Source organism: Saccharospirillum sp. HFRX-2 (assembly GCF_043196805.1).
In the GTDB taxonomy this organism is placed as follows: domain Bacteria; phylum Pseudomonadota; class Gammaproteobacteria; order Pseudomonadales; family Natronospirillaceae; genus Saccharospirillum.
This window is the reverse complement of record NZ_JBEBMU010000001.1, coordinates 931607-956552: the sequence shown is the minus strand read 5'-3', so window position 1 is coordinate 956552 and position 24946 is coordinate 931607. Positions and strand designations below refer to the sequence as shown.

Below are 24946 nucleotides of genomic sequence, written 5' to 3'. Positions count from 1 at the left end.
ATGACACCAAAGTAAGCATTTGCAGGCTCGGCTGTAAGCGGAATATATTGCCCCTTCACTTCAAAAATACTGAATACCATGGCTCATAACCCTATATCGCTCGACCTGCTCCGTGCGCTGGACGCCATTGATCAGCGCGGCAGCTTTGCCGCTGCGGCACAAGCGCTACACAAAGTGCCATCGGCGCTGACATACACCGTTCAGAAAGTTGAGCAGGACTTAGGCGTCGACTTGTTTGATCGATCAGGTCATCGAGCTAAGTTAACACCGGCGGGACGCCTCGTTCTGGAAGAAGGCCGTGACATCCTGCGTGATATGGACAGCCTGGCCAATTCAGCCAAGAAAATTGCCAGCGGCTGGGAACCCGAACTGCGCATCGGTGTAGATACCTTTTATGAAGCCAGCCGGCTGTTTCCCTTAATCGGCGAATTCAACAACGAACATCCCTACATCAAAATTCACCTGCTGCACGGTTCGCTATCCGGAACCTGGGAAATGTTGATCAACGGCAGCGCGGACATGATTCTATCTGCCAGCAACCTGGACCCTAAGCTGGAAGGCTACGAAACCAGAGAGCTGGGCGAAACCAGAATGATCTTCGTTGTCGCCAGCGGACACCCACTTGCCGAACGCGCTTGTGAAGTTGTGGTGAAAGAGATTGAAGAATTCCCAACCATAGTGGTTCGCGACACCACCCAACTGATGACACCCAGAACCGTCGGCTGGACCCGACAAAACAAAGTCATCACGGTACCCACCATGAGCGACAAAATTGAGGCCCAAAAAGCAGGACTGGGTGTTGGCTACTTACCTTTGCATCGTATTCAGGAAGAACTAAAAAACGGAACACTGGTACAAGTAAAGGTCGACGCCCCGGAGAATAAAGACACTGCCATCGTGGCATGGCGCAAAGGTGTGAGCGGGGAGGCCTTGAAGTGGTTTTTGGAACGGATTGATGGCGTGCAATTAGGATTGTAGTCGTAACCCTTCTCTATTATGTATCCAGATATCAGCCCGCTTCGGTGAGCAAGCAAAGTTTCAATTTAAACCGCACGGCAACAGTAAACGGTTTACCGAACTCCTCTCTAAACACCCCGATCAATATCACTAGGCACAAAAAAGCCGCCCCTAAGGGCGGCTTCGTTTCTAAGTTTAGACTCGGTCTAAATTAGAATGCGTAGGCAGCAGACAGTTTCAGAGCATTGATAGCTGCGGCGTTCTCTGCGTCGACCGCGTCAGCTTCTTCTGCACGGAAGTCGTAGTCAGCAGCATAAACAACGCCGTTGTCTTGAGTATAAGAAACACCGGCTTCAAATAGCGGAGCATTTGCAGTTTCCGCATCGAAGTTAGCCAGAGTCACTTCACCGTAGGCACTCATCGGGCCGTCGGTGTAAGTAACATTAGCCAGGATTTCATCACCAGCTTCTTCAGCAGCAGTGTAAGTATACTCACCAGTCAGGGTGATCATGTCGATGGTGTAAGCGGCACCGAACAACAACTCCATAGAGTCATCAACCAGAACACTGGATGCGTCCAGGTCTTGGCCTTTAACGTAGGCAGTCAGAGCAGCCATTGGAGTTACTTCAACTTCAAAACCATACTCAGCAAAAGTCTCTTTTTCTTGAGAGCTTGCTACTTGAGCAACAGTAGTCGGAGCTGTGTATGTGTTGTATGCAGCCTTAACGGAGAACATATCAGCAGTGTAAGTTACACCTGCACCAGCATAGGTGTAAGGATCGGCACTGTCAGGAGCTTCGTCAGACGCACGGAACTGAGCGTCAACACGGTAAGACAGAGCGTCAACACTACCAGCGTAGGCAGCAGCTACACCGTAGTCAGTACCATTTTGAGCGTTGTCATCGTTTTGACCTTCGATCTGAACCTGCAGACCACCCATGGTGTAGCGGACACCAGCATCAATCGGAGCACCGTCGTCCAATTCCAAATCGACTTCTGCGTCGTCGTTTTCGCCATTGCCGTCGATATCGGCAACAGATGCTTCATCAATGAGGATTTCAGAATCACCCATGTCGTAAGCATAATCGTCAGTTTCCAACAGGCTACCAATCTGACCGAAAGAGATAGCACCATCAGTAACAATCAAGTCTTCGATTGCATAGTCATAATCACCATCGTCAATAGTGAAAACGATGTTGCCAGAGAATGGACCATGAGTGATGGTGTGAGTGACTTCCAGACCCCAAGCTTCGCCAGCAGTTGCTGAATCGAAGTCATCTTCTTCATCCAGATCTACGTCTTTGGTTTCGCCTTCGAAGTCATAAACGAACATGGCTTCCATGGAACCAACAGCGCTCCAGGAAAATTCGGTGTCGCCTTCGGCGTGGGCCTGTGCAGAGATTGCAGCAGCCAGTGCAGAGATCGCTACACCAGAAGCAATTTTGATCGCTTTCATTCAAGATTCCCCTTTTTTTATTTAACTGGTTTGGTGACCAGACTTTCTCGATGAATCATGACTGACACTTGAGTCGGTACGCTACCGATTTGGCAACCAATAACGACACACGAATCTAACGTCAACCAGGACCCTTGTTATCGTTGTATCCTGCTATACGTATATTACAACCGCATTGCAGAGTCAAAACGTTACCGGAGGAAAACGTCTCTGCAGCTAGGCTACTCTGGGCGGACAGGCGATTCAACATCGGCTCCTGTAGAGTGCATTACTGCATTCGAGGGTAAGGCAGATTGGTAGCTGTCGATTAGTAAATCGACATCGCACCGAAGCCCTTCCACCCCGGTTCGCTCCTTGCTCCGGGCTTGATCGAGAATGGCTCAATCAACGTCCGAGGCCTATCAAACCAGAGCCTCAGAGGGTGGTCAACCCATTTTTTTGCGTTTTTTTGACGTTCGTCAGTCGAATTTTCATTGGCTGTCCAAAAACCAGAAAATGGCCTGGAAGCCGCATGAAATCTGGATTGTACCCAATCGACAAAAATCGCCATCAACAGTTGAGCAACGACTCCTGAGGTTTTGACGGCTGACAAACCATTAAAACGTGCCGCATACAATGGCATTTCGGACAAATTCAGGCCTGCATTTCAAGCACCCGAACGCTTAATTTTTCAATGCAAGTACGTCTTCCATGTCGTATAAACCGGCTGGCTGATCGACGAGCCAGGTAGCCGCTCTTAATGCGCCGCGGGCAAAGGTTTGCCGGCTGCTGGCCTTGTGGCCAATCTCTAGGCGCTCGCCTTCACTGGCAAACAAGACAGTGTGCTCACCAACAATGTCACCGGCTCGGACAGTAGCGAAACCGATGGTGTCATCACGACGAGGACCTTCCTGCCCTTCCCGACCATAGACAGCACAGTGTTTTAAATTGCGCCCTAAGGTCTCGGCCACCGCCTCACCCATCCGCAATGCTGTGCCGCTCGGCGCATCCACTTTATGACGATGATGGGCTTCAATAATTTCAATATCACTGTCATCACCCATGACCCGGGCAGCGGTCCGCAGCAGCTGCAACGCCAGGGTGACACCGACACTGTAATTAGCGGCAAAGACAATACGACGCTGTTTAGCGTGCTGCGCCATTTGCTGCAATTGCTCATCGGTAAAGCCAGTCGTACCGATAACCACGGCCACATCGGTGCCTGCTAATTGATCCAGATGATTCAGCGTCGCCTGCGGTGTCGTAAAGTCGATAACCACGTCAGCGGAGCGAAGGACTTCAATGGCCATTTCAGTAGCAACGCCCACTCGACCAATACCCGCCAACTCACCAGCATCGACACCGGCAAGGCTCGACGTCGGCGATACGGTTGCTGCTACCAACTGGGTTGCATCGTTACTGGATACAGCTTGAATCAGTGCGCGGCCCATACGGCCAGCGGCGCCGGCAATGGCAATATTCAACATCGGAAGGTCCCCAAACTCTGTGCATGACTGACAAACGAAGGGGGATTATAGGGAAGGGTAAAGCTTCCGGATACGGCCCAGAATGAGCCGATCCGGACAGGTCAGCACAAGCCGACCTTAAAGGGTTACATTTCTTCGAAGAACTTTTTCACACCATCGAACCAACCTTTGGTCCGAGGTGAATGCTTCTTACCGTCATTGAGACTGGCGCTGAGTTCTTCCAACAGCTCTTTCTGACGTGCAGTCAGATTCACTGGTGTTTCCACAGCAACCCTGCATAACAGATCACCGGTAGCGCCACCGCGCACCGACTTAACGCCTTTGCCACGCAGACGGAACAACCGGCCGGTTTGTGTTTCAGCAGGAATCTTCAGTTTCACACGACCATCGAGTGTTGGCACTTCCAACTCACCACCGAGGGCGGCTTCTGCAAAACCAATCGGCACTTCGCATAAGAGGTTGGTGCCTTCGCGGTCAAAAATCTCGTGCTTCTTAACATGCGCTTCCACATAGAGGTCACCCGCAGGCCCTCCGTTACGCCCCGCTTCGCCTTCGCCAGACAGACGAATGCGGTCACCGGTATCGACACCGGCCGGAATTTTTACGTTCAGGGTTTTGGTTTCTTCTTTGACACCACGGCCATAGCAGCTGGTGCAAGGATCCTGGATGATCTGACCGGTACCGGAACAGGAAGGGCAAGTTTGCTGCACCGCAAAGAAACCTTGCTGCATGCGCACCTGACCCATGCCGTTACAGGTTGAACAGGTAACTGGCTTGGTACCCTTTTTGGCGCCGCTGCCTTCACAGACATCGCAGTTAACCAGGGTTGGAATATTGAGTGTTTTCTCGGTGCCACGGACGGCTTCTTCCAGGGTCAGTTCCAGGTTGTACTTAAGGTCTGAGCCTCGCTGCACACTGGAACGACGGCCACCACCACCGCCAAAGATGTCACCAAAGACATCACCAAAAATATCGCTGAAGCTGCCGGCGCCAGCACTGCCGCCACCGCCAAAGCCACCCTGACCATCAACCCCAGCATGCCCAAACTGATCATAAGCCGCCTTTTTCTGCGGGTCGGCCAAAACCTCATAGGCTTCCGACAGTTCTTTAAACTTGGCCTCACTTTCGGCATCGCCCGGATTACGGTCCGGGTGATACTTCATCGCCATACGGCGATACGCCTTTTTAATCTCTTTTTCGTCCGCACCGCGTTCGACACCGAGTACGTCGTAGTAATCTCGCTTGGACATTGCCGCTTGAGCCTTTGTTCAGCTGATATTCCAAAAACAGGACGGCTCCGGAGCGCAGAACACCCCGGAGCCGATGCGGCTGCAACCGCAGTTGCAGCCAGTCGCCAGAGGCCGACTTACTTGTTGTCTTTTACTTCTTCAAACTCAGCATCAACGGCATCGTCGGAAGAAGCCGAAGAAGCGTCCGCACCAGCAGCTGCGGCATCCGCACCCTGCTCGGCATACAGCTTCTGAGCCAGAGCAGCAGAGGCTTCACTGAGCGCTTCGGTCTTGGCATTGATGGCTTCAATGTCATCACCTTTGAGCGCTTCTTCCAGTTCTTCAGCCGCTTTTTCGATGGCCGCTTTTTCCTCGTCGGTCGCTTTGTCACCAGCATCTTTCAAGGTTTTACGCGTCGCGTGAACCAAGCCATCGCCAGTGTTACGCGCCTGCGCCAACTCTTCGAACTTACGGTCGTCCTCAGCGTGTGCCTCGGCATCTTTCACCATACGATCGATTTCGTCGTCATTCAGACCTGAGCTGGCTTTAATAACGATCGACTGCTCTTTGCCAGTTCCCTTGTCTTTGGCAGAGACGTTCAGGATACCGTTGGCGTCGATATCAAAGCTGACTTCGATCTGCGGTACACCGCGCGGTGCCGGCGGAATATCGGCCAGATCAAAACGGCCCAGCGATTTGTTCTGACTGGCCATTTTGCGCTCGCCCTGAACCACATGAATGGTCACAGCGCCCTGATTGTCGTCGGCCGTAGAGAACACCTGGCTCTTCTTGGTCGGAATAGTGGTGTTCTTCTCGATCAGAGAAGTCATCACACCGCCCATGGTTTCGATACCCAGCGTCAGCGGGGTAACGTCGAGCAGCAGCACGTCTTTGACGTCACCTGACAACACAGCACCCTGAATAGCAGCACCGATAGCAACGGCTTCATCCGGGTTCACATCACGACGCGGCTCTTTGCCGAAGAAGTCAGCAACACGCTTCTGCACCAGCGGCATACGTGTCTGACCACCGACCATAATGATTTCATTAATATCGGAGATTTCATGATCAGCATCCTGCAGCGCAGCGCGAACCGGCTCCAGTGAACGCTCAACCAGATCTTCAACCAGCGATTCCAGCTTGGCGCGAGTCACCTTCACATTCAGGTGTTTCGGACCAGACTGGTCAGCCGTGATGTACGGCAGGTTGACGTCGGTCTGCTGGCTGGAAGACAGCTCAATTTTGGCTTTCTCAGCGGCTTCTTTCAGACGCTGCATCGCCAGCGGATCGCCTTTGAGGTCGATGCCGGAATCTTTCTTAAAGCTTTCTGCCAGATATTCGATCAGGCGCAGGTCGAAATCTTCACCACCGAGGAAGGTGTCACCGTTAGTGGCCAGCACTTCAAATTGATGCTCGCCATCGACTTCAGCAATTTCGATGATGGAGATATCGAAAGTACCACCACCGAGGTCATAGACCGCCACGACACTGTCGCCACGTTTTTTGTCCATGCCATAAGCCAGCGCAGCTGCGGTTGGCTCGTTGATGATACGTTTGACTTCCAGACCCGCAATGCGACCGGCGTCTTTCGTCGCCTGACGCTGAGAGTCGTTGAAGTATGCCGGTACGGTAATAACCGCTTCGGTCACTTCTTCGCCCAGATATTCTTCAGCCGTTTTTTTCATCTTTTTCAAGACTTCGGCGGAAATCTGCGGCGGTGCTTTCTTGTCGCCTTTGACCTTAACCCAGGCGTCACCGTTGTCGGCTTTGACGATCTCGTAGGGGACCATCTTGATGTCCTTCTGGACAACATCGTCCTCAAAGCGACGACCGATCAAACGCTTAACAGCGTAGAGGGTGTTGGTTGGGTTAGTGACGGCCTGACGCTTAGCCGGTTGTCCGACCAGCGTTTCATCATCATCGGTGAAGGCCACAATGGACGGGGTGGTACGATCGCCCTCGGCGTTTTCGATCACCTTCGCCTTGTCGCCTTCCTGAATGGCCACACACGAGTTGGTGGTTCCCAAGTCGATGCCTATGATCTTGCCCATTTTAACTGACACTCCGTAGTTCGTTTAACTGCTTGCTTGGCTATATGTGAGCGGCTGTTTCGAATTCAAGACCCTGCGCAGTGCAGGGTTATTAAGCGGTCTCATTAATACTCTGACCGCCACCACCGGAACCTTTGCTGACCATCACCATGGCCGGGCGTACCAGACGCTCGTGCAGGGTGTAGCCTTTTTGCATCACGGCGATAACGGTATTCGGCTCAACATCCGGGTTTTCAACCATGGACATGGCCTGATGCAGCTGAGGATCAAAAGGATGCCCCTGAGGATCAATCGCTTCGACATTCAGCTTATCGAAGGTATCGAGCAGCCCTTTCAGGGTCATCTCAACACCTTCTTTTAACGGTGCGATCTCATCGGTCTCAGTTTCGATAGCGGCCAGCGTACGTTCAAGATTGTCCGCTACCGTCAGCATTTCCTTGACCAGTTTTTCCTGCCCAAACTTGTGAGCATTTTCGACGTCTTTTTCTACCCGGCGACGCAGGTTGGCCATTTCAGCTTCAGCACGCAGGTATTGCTCATGATTTTCTTTCGCCTGCTGTTGAGCAGCAGCCAACTGCTCTGCCAGCTCAGACGTAGCAGCCTCATCAGCGGCGGCTTCCGGGGCAGCCTCTGTCGGCGCAACGTCTTCCTGGGTCTCTACTGATTTATCTTCGCTTGCCATCATCGGATCCCAAATTTAAATATTCCGAACTTATCCGGCCGTGACCGGGTGATAAAACCACCCTCCACACTGCATCAGTGCGAAGTGATTGGTGAGTTAGCTGGCCGAATTAATTGGGACTTGACCTGCTATTTCAAGGGAATAGCACCGCTGTTAATAGCGCTGCTTGAAATCACACCAAAAACACTGTACATATAGCCAGTATTCGACCTACCTGGGGAGCACCCATGCTGCAGAGTCTGGTTATCCGTAATATCGCCATTGCCGACAATATCGAAATCGAATGGCAACGAGGCATGACTTCCATTTCCGGCGAAACCGGTGCCGGCAAATCCATCTTGCTCAACGGCTTATCACTAGCGCTGGGTGAACGTGCCGATTCGGGCATCGTGCGCCACGGTGAAAAACGCGCCGAGGTCACCGCCAGCTTTCAGGTTGCCCGTATTCCGGCGGCGCAAACCTGGTTGTCAGAACGCGATCTGGACCAGGGCGACGACTGCATTCTTCGCCGCACCGTTTCCGCCGAAGGCCGTTCACGCGCCTACATCAACGGCCAGCCTGTTCCGTTAAGCGAACTGAAGGCTCTGGGCGAATGCCTGATCGACATCCACAGCCAGCACGCCCATCAATCCCTGTTACGCATCGATACCCATCTGCGCCTGCTGGACGAATACGCCGGCCAGGAAGAGCTGCGCCAGTCAGTCCGCGAAGCCTGGATCAGTTGGCAAGGCCGCGCCCGCAAATATCGCCAGCTCAAAGACAACTCCGATGAAAACGCCGCGCGCCGGCAATTGCTGGAATATCAGGTCGATGAGCTGCAGCAGCTGGCCTTACAAAGCGGTGAAGTGGAGGATCTGGAACAGGAGTTCAAGCGCTACAACCAGACCGAGAATCTGGTCAACGAAAGCTATGCCGCTCGACAGTTGCTGGAAAATGAAGACGGCAATGATGCGCTCTCCGCGTTAAAAAACGCCCTGCAACGACTGACCAGCCTGGAAGATCCCCACCCGCGCTTAACCAACGCCATCGGCCTGCTGGAAAGCGCCTTAATCCAGGCACAGGAAGCCAGCGGCGATCTGGACAGCTACCTGGAAAGTTTCGAAGTGGATGCGGCCCGAGTACAGGAAGTGGAAGACCGTCTGGACCGTATTCACAGCCTGGCCCGCAAACATCAGATTCGCTCAGAGGCGCTGCCTGAGCACAGCCAGGTATTGTCCGAGGAGCTGCACAGCCTGACCACCGACGCCGAAGATCTGGAAGGCATGGCCGAGGAAGTTAAACAACTGGAAACCAAATACCGCGATCAGGCAACGGAACTGAGCACTCAACGACGCCAGGCAGCCGAACGCTTTGCGGCCGAAGTCATGGACAAGCTGGATCAGCTCTCCATGCCCGGCGCCCGTTTTGCGGTGCTCTGCGAATCACTGGAAAAAGCCACACCGGACGGTCTGGATAGAGTTGAGTTCCAGGTCAGTATGAACCAGGGGCAACCGTTACGGCCGCTGGCCAAAGTCGCTTCCGGTGGTGAACTGTCACGTATCTCCCTGGCCATTCAGGTGATCTGCGCGGAACACTCCACCATTCCAACGCTGGTATTCGATGAAGTGGATGTCGGCATCAGTGGCGCCACCGCAGAAATCGTCGGCCTGATGTTGCGCGCTGTGGGTGAGCGCGGCCAGGTCATCTGTGTGACGCACCTGCCACAAGTCGCAGCTCTGGGTCACCACCATTGCGTCGTCACCAAACAACAGGAAAGCAATCGCACCCGTACTGATATCCACTCCATTCAGGACAGCCGGCGCATTGATGAAATTGCCCGCATGCTGGGCGGCATCGATATCACCGCTCAGACTCGCGCGCACGCCGAAGAAATGCTGATGCGCCATCAACGGCAACATTGATTGTTAGGGGCAATAGTTAGGGGGCAATAGATAGGTTCAACAGACAGATAAGAAGTGAGGATTCACCCTGGCTTAACCAGGAAAAGCAGCCAGGGTGAATTTAAAGCAGATTACTTCTTGGAACGAACGTACAGCACCAGGCTGTGATCGACCAGTTCAAAACCATGTTCTTTGGCAATGGCATGCTGACGCTCTTCAATAACGGAATCGACAAACTCCACCACTTCACCATTCTCAATATTTACCATATGGTCGTGATGCTCTTCGCTGGCCAGTTCATAGACTGAATGGGTGCCATCAAAATTGTGCTTCATCACCAGACCAGCAGACTCAAACTGAGTCAGCACCCGATAAACGGTTGCCAGTCCAACATCCTCGCCACCGTCTTGCAGCGCTTTATAGACTTCTTCGGCGCTCAGATGACCATCCGGATTGCTTTCGAACATCTGAAGAATTTTCAGCCGGGGTAAAGTCACCTTCAGACCCGCCTTTTTGAGCTCCTGATTTTGTGTTGTCACTTATCGTCTCCTTGGGTCGGTGTTACACTGCGCTGCGCCCAAACAGGGCACTTTATATGTTGAGGATGATAACGATTTGAACCTGAAAAGCACAAAGTTAATTGCAATGGCGATCATAGTCACCACGCTGAGCGCCTGCAGTTTCTTTCAGCCCTACCAGCCCGAGTTAAAGCAAGGCAACTATATCCGCTCGGAACAGCTGCAACAGCTGGAAACCGGCATGACTCCGGATCAGGTGCAATTTCTGCTGGGCACACCCATGCTGACCGGCGAACAGCCTCAGCAGCGCTGGGTGTATCCGCTGCAGCAAGACGATGGGCGCTTTGAGCATCTTGAAGTTGAATTTGAAGGTGGTCAGGTCAGTCGGATCAACCGCAGCTAGCCATCCCTGTTACTCTGATTTTTCCTGACGGGCCTTGGCCGCTCGATTGAGCCGGGCCTGTTTGGGGTCGATCAACAGCGGCCGATAAATTTCCACACGATCCCCAGCACTAAGCTCTGTCCCCTCCGGATCCGACAGTTTACGACCGAAAATGCCCAATGGGGCGGCCGCGATATCCTCATCAGGAAACTCCCGGGCAATACCGCTGAGACGAACAGCCTCGGCAGCATTGGTACCGGCCGGTACATCCAGGGAAACAATCAACTGCTTTTCGGGTGTCGCGAACGCCACTTCAACCGCAATACTGTCCATAACCTCAGCCATAGAGTTCATCAGCGCGCTGCACAAACGCATCCACCATACGATCGCCCAACTGGCGCAATATCGGCCCGAATGCCATCGCCATCAAACGTCCGTCGGTTTCGAACGACATATCCAACGCCACCCGGCAGCCTTCGTCGCCCAACGGCGTTATGGTCCAAAGGCCGGTTAAACTTTTCAGTGGCCCTTCCACCAATTGCAACTCAATGCGATGCGGTCGCTCCAGTTGATTGCGCGTTACCAAGGTCCGTTCAATACCGGCCTTGCGAACCACCAGACGTCCGACCATGTGCGTCTCGGAGGATTCAATTTCCTGCGCATCGACAATGCCATCCAGAAACTGAGGATAGGCCTCAACATCGTTGATCAGGTTATAGAGTGTTTCGGCGGAATGAGGCACCAGGGCGGTGCGATGAATCTCTGTCATGACAACCTGTCTGGCCAGAAGCCCGCAGCGGGGCCTTAAAAGCGAGGATAGATGGATTGATGGCGCAGCCAGTCAAACAACCGCCACAGTACCAACAGCAGGATGGCCACAGCGAGTATTTGAGTGGGACTGGCACCGCCAAAGCCCAACGTAGCGCGCACGAATACTAACGCAACCGCTACCGGGATCAAAACCTTGACCGCCAATCGCCAGGCCAGATAGCGCCCACCAGTACGCGGGTTTACCTGCTTGAGAACCTGATTGGGCGATAACCCCCAACCGACCCAAAGCGTGGTCAGCAACGCCATGGCCGGCGCCACCAGCGAAAACGCAAAGCGGCTGAAAAGCTCGGTCAACGGCAGGCCATACCAGGTCAGACGCGGCTCAACCCGAGCTGACAACTGCAACAGCAGCGCCAGTACCAAGGCGGCAGCCAGACCGGCAATCAGCCAACGCCGGCTGCTGCGACCGGTATGCACCAATGAAAAGTGCAACAACAACGGCAAACTGCCGAGCGCGCCGACAACTGATCCGACGGCCACGAAAGTCGCCCAGGTCGGCGACAGACCATCGCTTTGTGCCAGCTGAGCGACCAGCGCCTGCAACACTACGCCGGCTTCTGACCCGGTGATATCAGTTTGTGCCAAGCCCGTATGCAAGGTCGCAACAATCACCAGCCCCAAACACAGATCAAACAGCTGGGCCGCCAACACCCAGCGTCCGGTGGGCAGACTCAGCGGCAGACGGCTGCCGATCAGATACCAGACCATAAAGCCGGCCATCGAGGAGGTCAGAGCGTATTGCAGCGCCTGAATGGTTTCGCCGACCCCGATCGGGTGCCAGTTCCATTGTTGCAACAAAGCCACCACTTCGGGCAGCTGCACCAGCATCAGGATCAGACAGAGCGGCAATACCAGGGCATAGACCAGAGCCGCGCCCGTCCAGGCAAAGATCGCCACGGCGCCCAGCAGCAACACCTGCAGAAAAATCAGGGCGATCAGACGCTCGTTCTGCAAACCCAGCTCGTACCAATACAACACCCGATCCAGACGATCGAAACCAGCGACGCGACCGGTCAAACCATCCCAACCCACCGCCAAGGTCCAACTGGCGTTGTAGAGGTTAATCGCCAGCACACACAGCACCGCTGCCAGCAAACACACCAGCAAGGCGCGCGCCCAGGGGCGACCGCGGCGTTCAGTGGCCAACTCAACTGGCGACACGCCCTGATAGCGCCCAGCCACCAACTCCGCATGCAGCAGCGGCAAGACAATCACCAGCTTGAACACGGCATACAGCAACAAAAAGCTAAGCTCGCCGGACCGGGCCGCGTGCACAGGCAACAACAGGAAATCGGACAGACCGATCTGACTGCCGAACAGGATCAGCAAAATGAACATTTGATTCATGGTCGCCAGTATAAGCGTCCTGCCTTGCGCAATGACAGTCGGCCGTCCACAGTGAAAGCCGTTCGTTTCATCGCCGGAGACCTCTATGCTGACGCGCCTGCTGATGCTGATCAGCCTGATCACCAGTCCACTATTAGTGAACGCCGCCATTCTCGAGGGTCGCAGCGCCGGTCAGGCATTTGTGGTTGAGCAGGTCGCCGATAACCTCGGCATCCCCTGGGGTCTGGCTTTTGTCGACGACAACACCTTGATCGTCACCGAGCGCAGCGGTCGCGCCTGGCGCATCGACAGTGACAGCGGCGAACGCCAGGCACTGACCGGATTACCCGAAGTCGCGGCCCAGGGTCAGGGCGGTTTACTGGATGTGGCGCTCAGCCCGGATTTCGCCCAAGAGCCCTGGCTCTATTTCACCTACAGCAAGCCACACAACGGCCAGGCAGCAACCACCCTCGCCCGGGCGCAACTTAACGGCACCGAACTGACCGACTGGCAGGACTTACTGATCACCCGCTCGACCACCTCAACCAGCCGCCACTTCGGCAGTCGCATCAGCTTTGACAGCGATGGCCATGTTTTCTTTGGCATTGGTGATCGAGGCGAACGCCCCAACGGCCAGGATCGACAAACCCACGCCGGCAGCATTCTACGTCTGAATCTCGACGGCTCGGTTCCGAACGACAATCCGTTCGTAGGCAACCGCGAAGCACTGGATGAAATCTGGAGTTACGGTCACCGCAATCCGCAGGGATTAACCTTCGATGCAGGCAGCGGCCGACTTTGGGAAATCGAACACGGACCGCGCGGCGGCGATGAAATCAACCTGATCGAAAAAGGCGCCAATTACGGCTGGCCGGTAGTATCTCAGGGTAAAGAATACTGGGGACCGGTCGACGTCGGGGACGACTCGCAACCGGGCATGCGCAACGCCGTCAAAGTTTATATTCCGTCCATCGCACCGAGCAGCCTGATCGTCTATCAGGGCGACGCCTTTCCCGCCTGGCAAGGCAATCTCTTTGCCGGAGCGCTGGTGTTACAGCACCTGAATCGAGTCAGCCTCAATGCCGCCGGCGAACCCGACAATGAAGAACGTCTGCTGGGCGACCTCAATGAACGCATCCGCGCGCTGGCAGTCAGCCCAGTCGAAGGCTGGCTCTATCTGAGTACCGACAGCGGCCGGCTGCTGCGTTTGCGTCCGGCCGACTGATTAGAAGCGCAGCAAACCATTGGCCACCATCGACAAGCCGGTGAGCAGCAACAGCACAAAGATAATGCGCCGGAAAGTCGTCACCGACAGTCGGCTGCGCGCCCGGTGCCCCAGCCGCAGCCCAATCAGAGCCGGCACCACCACCAGCAGGGACAGCAACGCATCGGTGTGACTGACCAAACCCTGGCCGCCCAAACCGACGGCCAGAACCAGACCGCCCAGTAAAAAACTCAGACTCACCGAAAACACAAAGTCATCTTTTTCCAGCCCGCATGCCATCAACGTTTGCAGCGCCGGAAAACCAAAAAACGACGTCACCCCACCAAGAGCGCCGCTGATCGCGCCACTCACACCCAGCATCCAGGGTTGCCAGCGCAGCGGAATCTGCAGCGGTTTGGCCAATTGAGAAGCGACCGACACCAGCATCATGCTGCCGACCAGAATCGACAGCACCGACGAACTCAAGGACGCCAGCAGCTGTACCGACACCGCCAGCATCACCAACATTCCCAGCACCAGCGGCCAAATACGCCGCAATACCTGGCGGTGCGACCAATGCTGAACAATCTGCACCGCATTGGTAACAAAGACCGGCACCAGCGCCCAGCCCATGGCCTGGGGAATCGACGCGCCCAACACCAGGGTTGATACCGGAATCGATACCATCGGCATGCCAAACCCCGACAGGCCTTTAATGCCGCCGGAAATAAAGTAAACGCCGATCAATACCCCGATCAGCCAAAGGTTCCATGTAAGAGGATCTTGCATCATCACCGTTCACTGCAGACTCAAATACCAAGGGCGCCAGCCTAATCGACTGGCCAGCGCATTACCCTGTTTGACCACCGAACGCACCGTTCAGCAGCCATGCAGCGATAAACACCGATCGCTACCAAAACCAGCAACGTGCAACACAGCGTCCATACGGATTAACCCTCCCTACCTGCACCGATGCTATAAATGACGGTATTCTGAACCGGTCACAGACCCCCATAAAAACAAGATTCAGGAGCGACAGACTCATGCGTATTGCTGTAATTCGCTACACCCTAGTATTGATCACCACCCTGCTGGCCGGTACGGCTCTGGCCGAAGACCGCCTGTCCATTGGCACCGGCGGCACCGGTGGCCTGTTCTATGTCATCGGGGCCGGTATGGCCGACACCATCAACCAACACGTTGATAACACCACGGCCCGGGCCGAAGTCACCGGCGCCTCGGTGGAAAACATTCGCCGCGTCTCCGCCGGCCAGATGAACTTCGGGCTGTCATCATCCTCGACACTCTACGAAGGCAAGAACGGCATCGGCGCCTTTGATGGTCAGCCCATGGATGTAGCCGCCGTGGCCTATCTGTACCCGGCCGTGCTGCAGGTCGCCACCATCGACGGCACCGGTATCGACGCCATTGCCGATCTCGCCGGCCACCGTGTTTCCATGGGCCCTCCGGGTAGCAACGCTGCTGTACTGGCGCAACGACTGTTCGAAGCTTATGGCGTCTTCGACGACATCGAACCGCGCTTCCTGTCTTATAACGAAGGTGTCAGCGCACTGATGGATGGTCAGGTCGATGCTACCGTCGCTCTGGCCGGCGCGCCCACGGCTGCCCTGATCGACCTGGATTCCCAGGAAGACATGAAGCTGCTGGCCGTTGATGCCACCGCCGTTGTCGACATGCTGTCCGAATACCCCTTCTATCAGCTGTATCAGGTTCCGGCCGGCACCTATCCCGACCAGACCACCGCCGTGACCATGATCAACGATCCGGCTACCTTGTTCACCGCCGCAAGCGCCTCTGATGATCTGGTGTATCGCATCACCGCAGCGCTGTTCGACAATCTGGATCAGCTCGGCAGTGTGCATCCTCAGGCGGCTGCCATTGCCAAGGAAACCGCACCGAATACCCCCATTGCCCTGCATCCGGGTGCGGCTCGCTACTTTAGCGACAACTGAAGCGACAACTGACCATGACTGAAGCTTCTGTATCCCCGACCCTGGCGCTCGACAGCCGGGTCGGGCCGCTGGAAACCCGGATCGTCTCCGGGTTATTTGCGTTCATGGCCGTGGCGGTTTCCGCCCTGGTCATCTACGGCGCCTACTTCGGCGGCATCACCGCCTTATTGCTGCGTTCGACGTTTTTCTCCGGCGTTGCCGCTGCCGGCCTGACCGCCGCTGCCTTGCAGTTGCGTTGGCCCGGTTGGCGGCTGCTCTGTTATCTGCTGGCACTGATCGCGCTGATTCCCGGCCCTTATCTGTGGCACAGCTATATGGACATCATCATGCGTGGTGCCATGTCCGTGCCGCTGGATGAGTGGATCTTTATCGGTCTGGTCGCCGTGGTATTTGTCTTTGTCCGCCTTACCCTGGGTTGGGCGCTGGTCGTATTGATGACCCTGGCGTTCGCCTACGCCTGGTTTGGTTATCTGATTCCCGGCAAATACGGCCACGGCGGTTACGATCTGGCGCGCCTCACCTCAACCCTGATGCTCTCGACCGAAGGCTACTTCGGCGTGCCCATGGGCGTGGCGGTGGAGTACATCTTCCTGTTCGCTCTCTTTGGTGCGCTGCTAAGCCGTATTGGCACCGGCGAAGTCTTTGTCGATATTGCCCGCGGTCTGACCGGTCGTGTTAAAGGCGGACCCGGGCTCTCAGCCGCCTTGTCCAGCGCACTGATCGGCTCACTCAACGGCAGTGCCGTGGCCAATGTGGTCACCACCGGCACCTTCACCATCCCGCTGATGAAGAAGGTCGGCTACACGCCGCGCCTGGCTGGCGCCATCGAAGCCGCCGCATCCTCAGCCGGGCAAATCATGCCGCCGGTCATGGGGGCTGCAGCCTTTTTGATGGCCGAAATCATCGGCATGCCCTACCCGCAAGTGGCCCTGGCCGCCTTGATTCCAGCATTGCTGTACGTCTTTGCGTTGATGCTCGCGGTGCGTCTGGAAGCCGGCCGGCTGCAACTGGAACGCGACACCGAGGGCGGGCTCAGCTTTCTTGGCCAAACGCTGCGTGAACGCGGCTATATGTTGCTGCCCTTGATCGCACTGATTGCCCTGATGGTCAGCGGTCAGTCCCCCACTCACGCGGCGGTTCTTGCCATCGTCGTAGGCTTGTTGATCAGTCCGTGGCGCCAGGACACCCGCCTTGATATCAAAGGCCTGATCGCCGTCTGTCAGCAGACGCTGATAGCGACTGCCCCCATCGTCGCGGCCGTTGCCGCCGCCGGCACCGTTATCGGTATTCTGAACCTGACCGGTATGGGCCTGATGGTCTCCAGCCTGATCGTCGAAGCCGGTGGCAGCAGCCTCTGGGGTGTACTGGCACTGACTGCACTGGCGTCCTTTGTGCTCGGCATGGGCTTGCCCACCTCGGCCGCCTACCTGCTGCTCGCTGTCCTGGTCGCACCCGCCTTAACGCGTCTGGGCATGGAGCCTATCGCCGCTCATATGTTCATCTTCTACTTTGGCCTGGTGTCCGCCATCACGCCGCCCGTGGCGCTGGCAGCCTATGCCGCCGCGTCCATTGCCGGCGCCTCGGCCAACGCCACCGCGCTGGAAGCCATCCGGCTCGGCTTCGTCAAATTGCTGGTGCCTTTCCTCTTTGTCACCATGCCCGGCTTGTTGATGATCGGCTCGGCCGGCGACATTACTGCCGCCATTGTGCTCGCGGTTCTGGCCACCGGCGGCCTGACCATTGGTCTGGCCGGCTGGCTGGGTCAACCGCTGCAACCCTTGCAACGCCTGCTCTGGATAATGGCTGCGCTTGGCGTCGCCTGGCCGGCTCCAGTTGCTGACCTGTCACCGCTGGTGCTCAGCGCCCGGGCCATCGGCATCGTCTTGCTGATCATTCTGCTGTGGCGCAGTCTGTTAGCTGACAAACGCCAGCCAGCGACCCGCTGAAACGGCTGGCGACGCTGTCTGAGGCAGCGCCGCCAGTTTATCCTCAGCACTGCCGTTGCCAAGGTTCGAGAACCTCTACTGACTCAGCAAAAAAAGCTGGACATCGGCCAGGTACGGCACTAAATTTCTTTCCAGAACAGCCGTTCTGAAAAGAGTGATCCATGCCAAGACAACGTCAATTCAACGAAACCGATGTACTGGAACAGGCTCTGCCGGTGTTCTGGAAGTCCGGTTACAGCGCTACGTCCATCGGCAACATCGTTGAGGCCACAGGCGTCAATCGCTACGGTCTCTATTCGGCATTTGGTGAAAAACATCACCTCTTCGCGCGGGTGATGGATCACTACTCCAACAAAAACATCAGCTTTATGCTCGGCCCCATGGAGCGCGAAGGTGCGGGCATGGAAGCGATAGAGCGCTATTTCGATATCCTCACCGAAACCATACCCAGCCACGACAAACGACTGGGCTGCCTGATCGGCAACGCCTCTATCGAACTGGTCAAACCTCATGAACAGATTGCCCGACGCATCGGCGCTCATTTTGAGCGCATGCGTGCCGCCTTCGAAAACGCTCTAACCGGCGCTTACGCGTCACGTACCGATGTTCTACCCCGGGTTCCTGAGCTTGCCGACTATCTGGTTGGTGTGGCTATGGGCTACCTGCTGTGTTCCAAAGCTGGCTTTTCGGAAGAGCATATCCGCCGTTTCGTGGATACCTCGATCGAATTGCTTCCCTAACCTGTTCGTTTTTTTTATTTATTTCAGAACCATCATTCTGAAAAGGAGCTAAAATGAAAAAGATCGATCCGCATTACTTTGGTCCCTGGGCAGTCATCACTGGTGCGTCATCCGGCATTGGTCGGGAATTTGCGCGTCAGTTGGCGGCAAACGGCATCCACGTCGTGCTCATCGCCCGGCGCACTGAACTGTTGAATCAACTCGGTGCTGAACTGCAACAACGCTACGGCATCGACTACCGCGTCGTCACCGCCGACCTGGCTCATGCCGACAGCATCGACGTCGTCAGCGACGCCACCGCCGATCTGGATGTCGGCCTGTTTGTCGGTTCGGCAGGAACCGGATCCCCGGCAGCCTTTCTCGATGAAACGCCCGCCAAACAAAGCGATGTCATTCAGGTCAACATCAGCGCGCAGTTGGCACTGACCCGCCACTTTGCCGAACGTTTAGTTAAACGCGGGCGCGGTGGCATTGAGATGGTCTCGGCCATGGGTGCCGATCTGGGCTTGCCATTTATGGCCAACGAATCCGGCACCAAAGCTTATTTACTGATGCTGGGCCGCGCCCTGAATTGGGAGCTGAAAAGCAAAGGCGTACACGTCAGCGTGCTGCTGCCAAGCCCGACCGACACGCCCATCATTGAAGCCTTCGGTTTCTCCAAAGACAGCATGCCGATGGCGCCGATGAGCGTAGAACGCTGTGTCGACGAAGGACTGATGGCACTGCGCAAAAACCAGTCGTCGGTTTTAACCGGACGGATGTTCCGGGTCTTATCAGCGCTACTGCCAGCGCCACTGATGCGCGCCGTCAACGCCCGCATGCTCGGCGATGCAGCCAGACGTCGGATAGAACTGGGTTTGGTGTGATAGCAGCAGGAACCCGCAGCGCTAACTGCGTCTGCGGGTTCTCCAAGAATCAACGATTGAAGTTAGCAGCAATGCGCTGCTGCAGATAATCCGCCGCCGTAATCGGCGGATACTTGCCCTCGGGCCCTTCAATCATCACCTCGCGGTTGGCCTGGCAGAAAAACGCCATGCTGTAGCGCGCGCCATGGTCTTCATCCTCACGCGGCATCCGTACCCGGTGCAGCGTCGACTTTAAGCGGTCATCACTCCAGCGCATCAGCATGTCGCCAATATTGCAGGTGATGATGCCATCGCGCGCTGCCACACTGGTCCAGGCCTGTTGACCCTGAGCGTCCTTGCCCGGGCACAGTTGCAAACCGCCCTGACCGGTGCGCTGAAACACCATGGTCAGACAATCGAAATCGGTATGAGCGCCGGCGCGCCAGATACCCGGACCGGTGTCAGCCTTATCTAACGGCAAGTAATGCAGCAGCCGCAGCGTGCTTTGGTAATCCGGCTGACGCCAGTCGTGCGCCTGGGTGAAAAAGTCCGCGGCGAAACCCAGACGCTGTGCCAGACAGCTCAGTACCTGCATACCCGACGTCCAGCAGGCCTGTTCGAACGCCAACAAGCGAGGCTGAAAATCGGGCATTGAGGACGGCCAGATATCCGCCATATGCGGCCGGGTGATTTGATAAGACTCTTTTTGATCGAGCGTTCCGGTCGAGGGTCGTTTCTGGGTGCGAAATTCCCAGCCGGCATTCAAGCCAGGCTTTAACGCACAGCCGGCCTTTTCGGCCTCTGGCAGCGCAAAAAACTGCTCCGATAACGCAAAGGCTTCGTCGATATCCGACTGCGCCAGACCATGGCCGGTCAACTGAAAGAAACCCACTTCGCTGGCCGCGGCCCAGAGCGCATCGCCAATCGCCTCGCTGTTCGTGTCGAAATCGCTGAGGTCGATTAGCGGCACAACGCGATCGTCGGTCTCAACGCCCTCGCCACCCAAGGTGGATTCAAAGCGCAATTCTTCCAGGCCGTATTCTGGTGTGTTCATGGTGATTCTCCATGCTGTTGAGGAGCAATGCCTGACGCAGAGGTCTGCCGCTTCTACCCCGAAGTGTTGAGTCAGCCATAAAGGAGGGAACGAACAGGAGAGCTTTGCTGGTGCTGGAATGCATGAGTCAAGCAAGCCACCCGGTCCGACCCGTCCACCGCTTGCGGCTGACGATCCGACACAGAGCAATGCCCGGGTTCAACGAACCTGACCGCTTCTACTCAAATGCATCCTAAATACAGCAACGCTCATGCCAGCCACGACCAGGGCGTGATTTCCAGCGCGCCCGGCGACGCCTTCCGATACACTGCCCCGCCTGACAGCAAATAGCGGTCGAGGACGCACCAAAAGCAGGCAATCTGACCGGGTTGCTGACATCAAAATACTGTATTAATATCCAGTATCGAATATCGAACCAAGGGCAGCGTTTTCATTCGCTGCCTCCATCCGGGAGTTGGAACGTGGATTATCAACTGATAGGAAAGACCTTGGAAAACGCCGGCAAAGACATCCAGAAACTGAACAACAAGCTCGACAAAATCCTGGAAAAGCTGCTTGAAGTCGAAGCCATCGAAGAGCGCAAAAGCGAAGCGGTCGAACACATCCAGGCCGACCGCATTGGCGATGCCATCGAGCTGCTCAAACTGGTTGAGAAAGATCAGGTCAAAGCCGAAACCCTGAAAGCTGAAGAAGCCGAGTTGCGCACTCAGTTGGAAGCCGCTCGCGAAGTGGCTGCCAAAGCCGCCGCCGGCGACGTGGAAGCCAGCACCTTAAAAGCGGTCCCGAACGCTGACAGCGACGCCGCCTGAGCAAACCGTCTGCCATCCCCAGGCCGCAATGGCGGCCACCCTCTCCCGGAGCGACCTCCTCGTTCCGGGATTTTTTTATCCGCGCGTTTTAACGACCAAAAATCACAAAGACGCCACCGCAACCGCCAAAGCCTCGGCAATACGAGTATTGAGTTTCAAATCCACCAACGGATCGGCCCGCGTGCGTCCCAGATTCAACACCGCCAATGACTGCCCGGCCTTATGCGCCTGACGGCAAAAGCGGAAGCCTGAATAAACCATCACCGATGAACCGACCACCAACAAGGCATCCGACCGCTCCAGTTGATCGAACACCTGCGCCACCCGCTCGCGCGGCACATTGTCGCCAAAGAAGACCACATCCGGCTTGAGCACGCCGTCGCAGTGCGGACAGGCCGCTACAGCAAACTGACTGAAATCGACTTCCAGATCGGCGTCACCATCCGGTGCCGCCTCGGCGCGGTAATGATGAAACGCCGGGTTCAGTTCATGGCAGCGCTCGTGCACCTCAGTCCGCGTGCACTGATAACCGCAACTCATGCAGATCACCGCATCGGCACGACCGTGCAGATCGATCACCTTCTGGCTGCCCGCCTGCTGATGCAGACCATCAACATTCTGCGTCACCAGACCGGTCAACAGACCGCGCTCTTCCAGCTCCGCCAGATAACGATGCGCCGGGTTCGGCCGCGCCTGACTCATCACCGGCCAACCGATCAGACTGCGCCCCCAATAACGCTGGCGCATGGCCGCATCGCTCATAAAAATCTGATGCTGAACCGGCGGCTTACGCTTCCAGCCGCCCTGATCATCGCGGTAATCGGGAATGCCGGAGTCAGTGCTCACTCCGGCTCCGGTCAGTACCAGAGTGCGCGGATGGCGCTTTAGAAAGTCGGCTAATTGCTCGCCCGCGCTTTGGCTGTCGAGCAGCGGTTCCGGTTCCAGCTGAGGGGGCAGCTGCACGCTGCGTACAGGCGAATGCAGAGTCATGAGGTTTCCATTGGCAAGACTGGGTCTAGTTAATAAGGTCAGTTACGCCCAGGTCAATCATCCGGATGACCGAGTCTGAGAAGGATAACGCCGACCGCCGTCATTTTTGTTAGGCTTGCCGCTTCGCGCCTGAGGAGAGTCTGGATGAGCAGTTCTTATACCCAGTTGGGCCTGACCATTTTGGCCGTGGCCGGACTGTTGATTGTCGCCGCCGTCATCATCTTGTGTCTGGTTTTGATCTACCTGTATATCAGCGACCGTCGTCAACGCATCCACACCATTCGCCGCAACTACCCCATCCTCGGGCGCTTCCGTTATCTGTTCGAACACCTGGGCGAATTCTTCCGCCAGTACTTCTTTGCCATGGACCGCGAGGAACTGCCGTTCAATCGCGCCGAACGTTCCTGGGTGTATCGCGCCGCCAAAAATCTCGACAACACCATTGCCTTCGGTTCAACGCGCTCACTGGAACCCATCGGCTCCGTCTTCTTTATGAACGACGCCTTCCCGACACTGGAAGATACCGCCGACCACCCGCTGCCCATCACCATCGGTCCGGATGCCAAACAGCCCTACCAACCCAAATCCTTCTTCAATATATCCGGCATGAGCTACGGCGCGCTGTCGGCACCGGCGGTGCGAGCCTTGTCGTTCGGCGCGGCCAAAGCCGGCTGCTGGATGAACACCGGCGAGGGCGCGCTGTCGCGCTTTCATCTGGAAGGCGGCTGCGATCTGGTGTTTCAGATCGGCACTGCCAAATACGGCGTGCGCGATAAAAACGGCAATCTCAGCGATGAAAAGCTGCGCGAGATTGCCGCCCACGAACAGGTGCGGATGTTCGAAATCAAACTCAGCCAGGGCGCCAAGCCCGGCAAAGGTGGCATTCTGCCGGGTGAAAAAGTGACCGAAGAAATCGCCCGCGCCCGTGGCATTCCTGAAGGTGAAGATTCGATCAGCCCGAACCGTCATCTGGACATCGAAGACGGCGACGACCTGCTCGATATGATCCAGCGCGTGCGCAACGTCACCGGCAAGCCGGTTGGCTTTAAATGTGTGCTCGGCGAAACCGGTTGGTTGGTGGCGTTGCTGCGGCGGATAAAGCAGCGCGGCCTGGAATACGCGCCCGACTTTATCACCCTCGACAGCGCCGACGGCGGCACCGGTGCCGCGCCTCAGCCGCTGATGGATTACGTCGGTTTACCGATCAAAGAAAGCCTGCCCTGGCTGATCGACACGCTTAAAGCCGAAGGCCTGCGCGAGCGCATCAAAGTGGTTGCTTCGGGTAAGCTGATGGTGCCCTCGAAAGTGGGCTGGGCGCTGGCCACCGGCGCCGACTTTATCGTCTCGGCGCGTGGCTTTATGTTCGCGCTCGGTTGCGTGCAATCACTGCAGTGCAACCGCAACACCTGCCCGACCGGTGTCACCACCCACAACCCGCGCCTGCAACGCGGCCTGGTGCCGGCCGACAAAGCCGAACGGGTGGCGCATTATCACGCCCAGATGGTGCATTTTTTGGGGATTCTGGCGCATTCCTGCGGTGTCGCCGGGCCGCGCGAACTGGCGCGCAAGCACGTGCGCATTGTCACTCAAAGCGGGATTTCCATGCCGCTGGATACCTTCTATCAACGCCATATTCCGTTGACGATGATCGAACCCAGCCAGAGCCCGGAACAAACTCAGGTGCCGAGCCAGCGCTAATTGCGCGCCAGGCTCAGCCAGACAATGCCGCTGAGTACGATGGCGCCACCGACAATCTGCAACGGCGATAAGGTCTGGCCAAGTACCACAAAACCCAGAATCAGCGACGCCACCGGTTCAAAGTTAACCACCGGGGCGTTGCGCGCCATATCCAGACGCGGCACCAACACAAACAACAACGTCGAAGCGGTGCCATAGAACAGCGCCAGCAAACACAGGCCGACCCAGCCGGTAGCGGTGGCCGGTAAATCCAGACCGCCGGGCACCAGATTCATCACCCCGGCAATCAACATCACCGCCAGCACCGTCATCATGGTAAACACCGAGCGCACTGCGCCGGGCATGCCGGACAGCTTGTTGTCGGTGGTCCAGATCGCCACGGTAAAGAAGCAGGCCGCGGCCAGCGCGAAGGCGACACCCGGCTGCCAATCCGGTCCCATGGCAGCCGGGTCGGCCAGCCAGGCGGGCACGTCCAACACCAGCACCACACCGACCAGTATCATCAACATGATGACGACTAAGCGCAGCGACGGCGGCCGGCCGGTCAAAACCCAGTTCAGCAAAGCCAGTAAAATCGGCCAGGTGTTAACCATCAACAAGGCCACCGCCACCGGCACTCGCGCCACCGCCGAATACAGACAGATGCTCTGTCCCGCAATCATCAGCCCCAACAGCAGCTGCCAGCCGCGCTTGCCTTGAGGAATGGCAAAGCGATGCCGCTGCCACACGGCCAGCAGCGTCATGATGGTGAGCGCCACCGCACCGCGAGTCAGAATCGCCAGCATCAGGCCGGTGCTATTATCGAAGGCCAGGCGCGCCGAGACATGGTTGGAGGCAAACAGCGTCGAAGTGGTCAGCAGAATCAGAATGGCGAGCGGGCGGGCAATGGGCGTGGACATCTCAGTTCCT

General features: G+C 56.5%; 23 protein-coding genes. 10 read left to right on the top strand and 13 right to left on the bottom strand.

The genetic code is table 11. The annotated features are described in order from the left end of the window. Window positions 1-78: 78 nt before the first annotated feature. Entirely contained in the window at window positions 79-978 is a 900-nt protein-coding gene (locus tag ABMA60_RS04545; protein WP_392799364.1) for a LysR substrate-binding domain-containing protein, read from the top strand. A gap of 190 nt (window positions 979-1168) precedes the next feature. Here the strand turns inward: ABMA60_RS04545 and ABMA60_RS04540 are convergent, their stop codons facing one another. From ABMA60_RS04540 to grpE, 5 genes are all read right to left on the bottom strand, one after another. Further along, on the bottom strand, window positions 1169-2413 hold the full coding sequence (locus ABMA60_RS04540; RefSeq protein WP_392799361.1) for a hypothetical protein: 1245 nt from the start codon (window positions 2411-2413) through the stop codon (window positions 1169-1171). 662 nt (window positions 2414-3075) lie between these two features. Then, a complete protein-coding gene (dapB, locus tag ABMA60_RS04535; protein WP_392799358.1) occupies window positions 3076-3879 on the bottom strand; it encodes a 4-hydroxy-tetrahydrodipicolinate reductase in 804 nt (267 codons plus the stop codon). A gap of 125 nt (window positions 3880-4004) precedes the next feature. Beyond that, window positions 4005-5129 (bottom strand): molecular chaperone DnaJ, encoded by a 1125-nt coding sequence (gene dnaJ, locus ABMA60_RS04530; protein ID WP_392799356.1) that lies wholly within the window; start codon window positions 5127-5129, stop codon window positions 4005-4007. A 116-nt stretch (window positions 5130-5245) separates the two neighbouring features. Further along, window positions 5246-7159, bottom strand: coding sequence for a molecular chaperone DnaK (gene dnaK / locus ABMA60_RS04525; protein WP_392799353.1), 1914 nt, complete (start codon window positions 7157-7159; stop codon window positions 5246-5248). A gap of 91 nt (window positions 7160-7250) precedes the next feature. Then, window positions 7251-7841, bottom strand: coding sequence for a nucleotide exchange factor GrpE (gene grpE / locus ABMA60_RS04520; protein WP_392799350.1), 591 nt, complete (start codon window positions 7839-7841; stop codon window positions 7251-7253). A 227-nt stretch (window positions 7842-8068) separates the two neighbouring features. Here grpE and recN point away from each other — a divergent pair, with 227 nt between their 5' ends. Continuing rightward, window positions 8069-9742 (top strand): DNA repair protein RecN, encoded by a 1674-nt coding sequence (gene recN / locus ABMA60_RS04515; protein ID WP_392799347.1) that lies wholly within the window; start codon window positions 8069-8071, stop codon window positions 9740-9742. A 110-nt stretch (window positions 9743-9852) separates the two neighbouring features. Here the strand turns inward: recN and fur are convergent, their stop codons facing one another. Continuing rightward, complete coding sequence (fur, locus tag ABMA60_RS04510) at window positions 9853-10260, bottom strand: ferric iron uptake transcriptional regulator (protein ID WP_392799345.1); 408 nt, start codon at window positions 10258-10260, stop codon at window positions 9853-9855. 106 nt (window positions 10261-10366) lie between these two features. Between fur and ABMA60_RS04505 the strand changes: the two genes are divergently transcribed. Further along, window positions 10367-10642, top strand: coding sequence for an outer membrane protein assembly factor BamE (locus ABMA60_RS04505; protein WP_392799342.1), 276 nt, complete (start codon window positions 10367-10369; stop codon window positions 10640-10642). Between the two features lie 9 nt (window positions 10643-10651). On the opposite strand, the gene ABMA60_RS04500 is transcribed toward ABMA60_RS04505, so the two are convergent. From ABMA60_RS04500 to ABMA60_RS04490, 3 genes are read right to left on the bottom strand one after another with little or no spacing between them, the layout of a single operon-like run. Continuing rightward, window positions 10652-10954, bottom strand: coding sequence for an RnfH family protein (locus ABMA60_RS04500; RefSeq protein WP_392799339.1), 303 nt, complete (start codon window positions 10952-10954; stop codon window positions 10652-10654). 4 nt (window positions 10955-10958) lie between these two features. Beyond that, complete coding sequence (locus ABMA60_RS04495; protein WP_392799336.1) at window positions 10959-11390, bottom strand: type II toxin-antitoxin system RatA family toxin; 432 nt, start codon at window positions 11388-11390, stop codon at window positions 10959-10961. 35 nt (window positions 11391-11425) lie between these two features. Further along, a complete protein-coding gene (locus tag ABMA60_RS04490; protein WP_392799333.1) occupies window positions 11426-12790 on the bottom strand; it encodes a hypothetical protein in 1365 nt (454 codons plus the stop codon). 94 nt (window positions 12791-12884) lie between these two features. Here ABMA60_RS04490 and ABMA60_RS04485 point away from each other — a divergent pair, with 94 nt between their 5' ends. After that, a complete protein-coding gene (locus tag ABMA60_RS04485) occupies window positions 12885-14003 on the top strand; it encodes a PQQ-dependent sugar dehydrogenase (protein WP_392799331.1) in 1119 nt (372 codons plus the stop codon). Here the strand turns inward: ABMA60_RS04485 and ABMA60_RS04480 are convergent, their stop codons facing one another. Then, the gene (locus ABMA60_RS04480; RefSeq protein WP_392799328.1) at window positions 14004-14774 is read right to left on the bottom strand and encodes a sulfite exporter TauE/SafE family protein; all 771 of its coding nucleotides are present in this window, start codon (window positions 14772-14774) and stop codon (window positions 14004-14006) included. 251 nt (window positions 14775-15025) lie between these two features. Here ABMA60_RS04480 and ABMA60_RS04475 point away from each other — a divergent pair, with 251 nt between their 5' ends. The 4 genes from ABMA60_RS04475 to ABMA60_RS04460 all read left to right on the top strand — a co-directional run bounded on the left by ABMA60_RS04475 (window position 15026) and on the right by ABMA60_RS04460 (window position 19507). After that, window positions 15026-15955 (top strand): TAXI family TRAP transporter solute-binding subunit, encoded by a 930-nt coding sequence (locus ABMA60_RS04475; protein WP_392799325.1) that lies wholly within the window; start codon window positions 15026-15028, stop codon window positions 15953-15955. A gap of 14 nt (window positions 15956-15969) precedes the next feature. Further along, window positions 15970-17901 (top strand): TRAP transporter permease, encoded by a 1932-nt coding sequence (locus tag ABMA60_RS04470; RefSeq protein WP_392799322.1) that lies wholly within the window; start codon window positions 15970-15972, stop codon window positions 17899-17901. 161 nt (window positions 17902-18062) lie between these two features. Continuing rightward, complete coding sequence (locus ABMA60_RS04465; RefSeq protein ID WP_392799319.1) at window positions 18063-18641, top strand: TetR/AcrR family transcriptional regulator; 579 nt, start codon at window positions 18063-18065, stop codon at window positions 18639-18641. A gap of 53 nt (window positions 18642-18694) precedes the next feature. Beyond that, window positions 18695-19507, top strand: a complete 813-nt coding sequence (locus ABMA60_RS04460; RefSeq protein WP_392799316.1) for an SDR family NAD(P)-dependent oxidoreductase — start codon at window positions 18695-18697, stop codon at window positions 19505-19507. Between the two features lie 49 nt (window positions 19508-19556). Here ABMA60_RS04460 and ABMA60_RS04455 read toward each other — a convergent pair whose 3' ends face one another. Beyond that, window positions 19557-20540 carry an isopenicillin N synthase family dioxygenase gene (locus ABMA60_RS04455; protein WP_392799313.1) on the bottom strand — a complete coding sequence of 328 codons (984 nt, stop codon included), beginning with the start codon at window positions 20538-20540 and terminating at the stop codon, window positions 19557-19559. Between the two features lie 461 nt (window positions 20541-21001). On the opposite strand from ABMA60_RS04455, the gene ABMA60_RS04450 reads away from it, so the two are divergent. Next, window positions 21002-21349 carry a hypothetical protein gene (locus ABMA60_RS04450; RefSeq protein WP_392799310.1) on the top strand — a complete coding sequence of 116 codons (348 nt, stop codon included), beginning with the start codon at window positions 21002-21004 and terminating at the stop codon, window positions 21347-21349. 102 nt (window positions 21350-21451) lie between these two features. Here ABMA60_RS04450 and ABMA60_RS04445 read toward each other — a convergent pair whose 3' ends face one another. Beyond that, entirely contained in the window at window positions 21452-22339 is an 888-nt protein-coding gene (locus ABMA60_RS04445) for an NAD-dependent protein deacetylase (protein WP_392799307.1), read from the bottom strand. 144 nt (window positions 22340-22483) lie between these two features. Here ABMA60_RS04445 and ABMA60_RS04440 point away from each other — a divergent pair, with 144 nt between their 5' ends. After that, window positions 22484-24037, top strand: coding sequence for an FMN-binding glutamate synthase family protein (locus ABMA60_RS04440; RefSeq protein ID WP_392799305.1), 1554 nt, complete (start codon window positions 22484-22486; stop codon window positions 24035-24037). On the opposite strand, the gene ABMA60_RS04435 is transcribed toward ABMA60_RS04440, so the two are convergent. Beyond that, window positions 24034-24936 (bottom strand): DMT family transporter, encoded by a 903-nt coding sequence (locus tag ABMA60_RS04435; RefSeq protein WP_392799302.1) that lies wholly within the window; start codon window positions 24934-24936, stop codon window positions 24034-24036. The genes ABMA60_RS04440 and ABMA60_RS04435 overlap by 4 nt on opposite strands. Window positions 24937-24946 lie beyond the last annotated feature (10 nt).

Bases quoted from the DNA above. Each gene is read 5' to 3' on its own strand.
- ABMA60_RS04545 (WP_392799364.1), top strand. From the start codon at position 79: ATGGCTCATAACCCTATATCGCTCGACCTGCTCCGTGCGCTGGACGCC.
- ABMA60_RS04540 (WP_392799361.1), bottom strand. From the start codon at position 2,413: ATGAAAGCGATCAAAATTGCTTCTGGTGTAGCGATCTCTGCACTGGCT.
- dapB (WP_392799358.1), bottom strand. From the start codon at position 3,879: ATGTTGAATATTGCCATTGCCGGCGCCGCTGGCCGTATGGGCCGCGCA.
- dnaJ (WP_392799356.1), bottom strand. From the start codon at position 5,129: ATGTCCAAGCGAGATTACTACGACGTACTCGGTGTCGAACGCGGTGCG.
- dnaK (WP_392799353.1), bottom strand. From the start codon at position 7,159: ATGGGCAAGATCATAGGCATCGACTTGGGAACCACCAACTCGTGTGTG.
- grpE (WP_392799350.1), bottom strand. From the start codon at position 7,841: ATGGCAAGCGAAGATAAATCAGTAGAGACCCAGGAAGACGTTGCGCCG.
- recN (WP_392799347.1), top strand. From the start codon at position 8,069: ATGCTGCAGAGTCTGGTTATCCGTAATATCGCCATTGCCGACAATATC.
- ABMA60_RS04505 (WP_392799342.1), top strand. From the start codon at position 10,367: ATGGCGATCATAGTCACCACGCTGAGCGCCTGCAGTTTCTTTCAGCCC.
- ABMA60_RS04500 (WP_392799339.1), bottom strand. From the start codon at position 10,954: ATGGACAGTATTGCGGTTGAAGTGGCGTTCGCGACACCCGAAAAGCAG.
- ABMA60_RS04495 (WP_392799336.1), bottom strand. From the start codon at position 11,390: ATGACAGAGATTCATCGCACCGCCCTGGTGCCTCATTCCGCCGAAACA.
- ABMA60_RS04490 (WP_392799333.1), bottom strand. From the start codon at position 12,790: ATGTTCATTTTGCTGATCCTGTTCGGCAGTCAGATCGGTCTGTCCGAT.
- ABMA60_RS04485 (WP_392799331.1), top strand. From the start codon at position 12,885: ATGCTGACGCGCCTGCTGATGCTGATCAGCCTGATCACCAGTCCACTA.
- ABMA60_RS04480 (WP_392799328.1), bottom strand. From the start codon at position 14,774: ATGATGCAAGATCCTCTTACATGGAACCTTTGGCTGATCGGGGTATTG.
- ABMA60_RS04475 (WP_392799325.1), top strand. From the start codon at position 15,026: ATGCGTATTGCTGTAATTCGCTACACCCTAGTATTGATCACCACCCTG.
- ABMA60_RS04470 (WP_392799322.1), top strand. From the start codon at position 15,970: ATGACTGAAGCTTCTGTATCCCCGACCCTGGCGCTCGACAGCCGGGTC.
- ABMA60_RS04465 (WP_392799319.1), top strand. From the start codon at position 18,063: ATGCCAAGACAACGTCAATTCAACGAAACCGATGTACTGGAACAGGCT.
- ABMA60_RS04460 (WP_392799316.1), top strand. From the start codon at position 18,695: ATGAAAAAGATCGATCCGCATTACTTTGGTCCCTGGGCAGTCATCACT.
- ABMA60_RS04455 (WP_392799313.1), bottom strand. From the start codon at position 20,540: ATGAACACACCAGAATACGGCCTGGAAGAATTGCGCTTTGAATCCACC.
- ABMA60_RS04445 (WP_392799307.1), bottom strand. From the start codon at position 22,339: ATGACTCTGCATTCGCCTGTACGCAGCGTGCAGCTGCCCCCTCAGCTG.
- ABMA60_RS04440 (WP_392799305.1), top strand. From the start codon at position 22,484: ATGAGCAGTTCTTATACCCAGTTGGGCCTGACCATTTTGGCCGTGGCC.
- ABMA60_RS04435 (WP_392799302.1), bottom strand. From the start codon at position 24,936: ATGTCCACGCCCATTGCCCGCCCGCTCGCCATTCTGATTCTGCTGACC.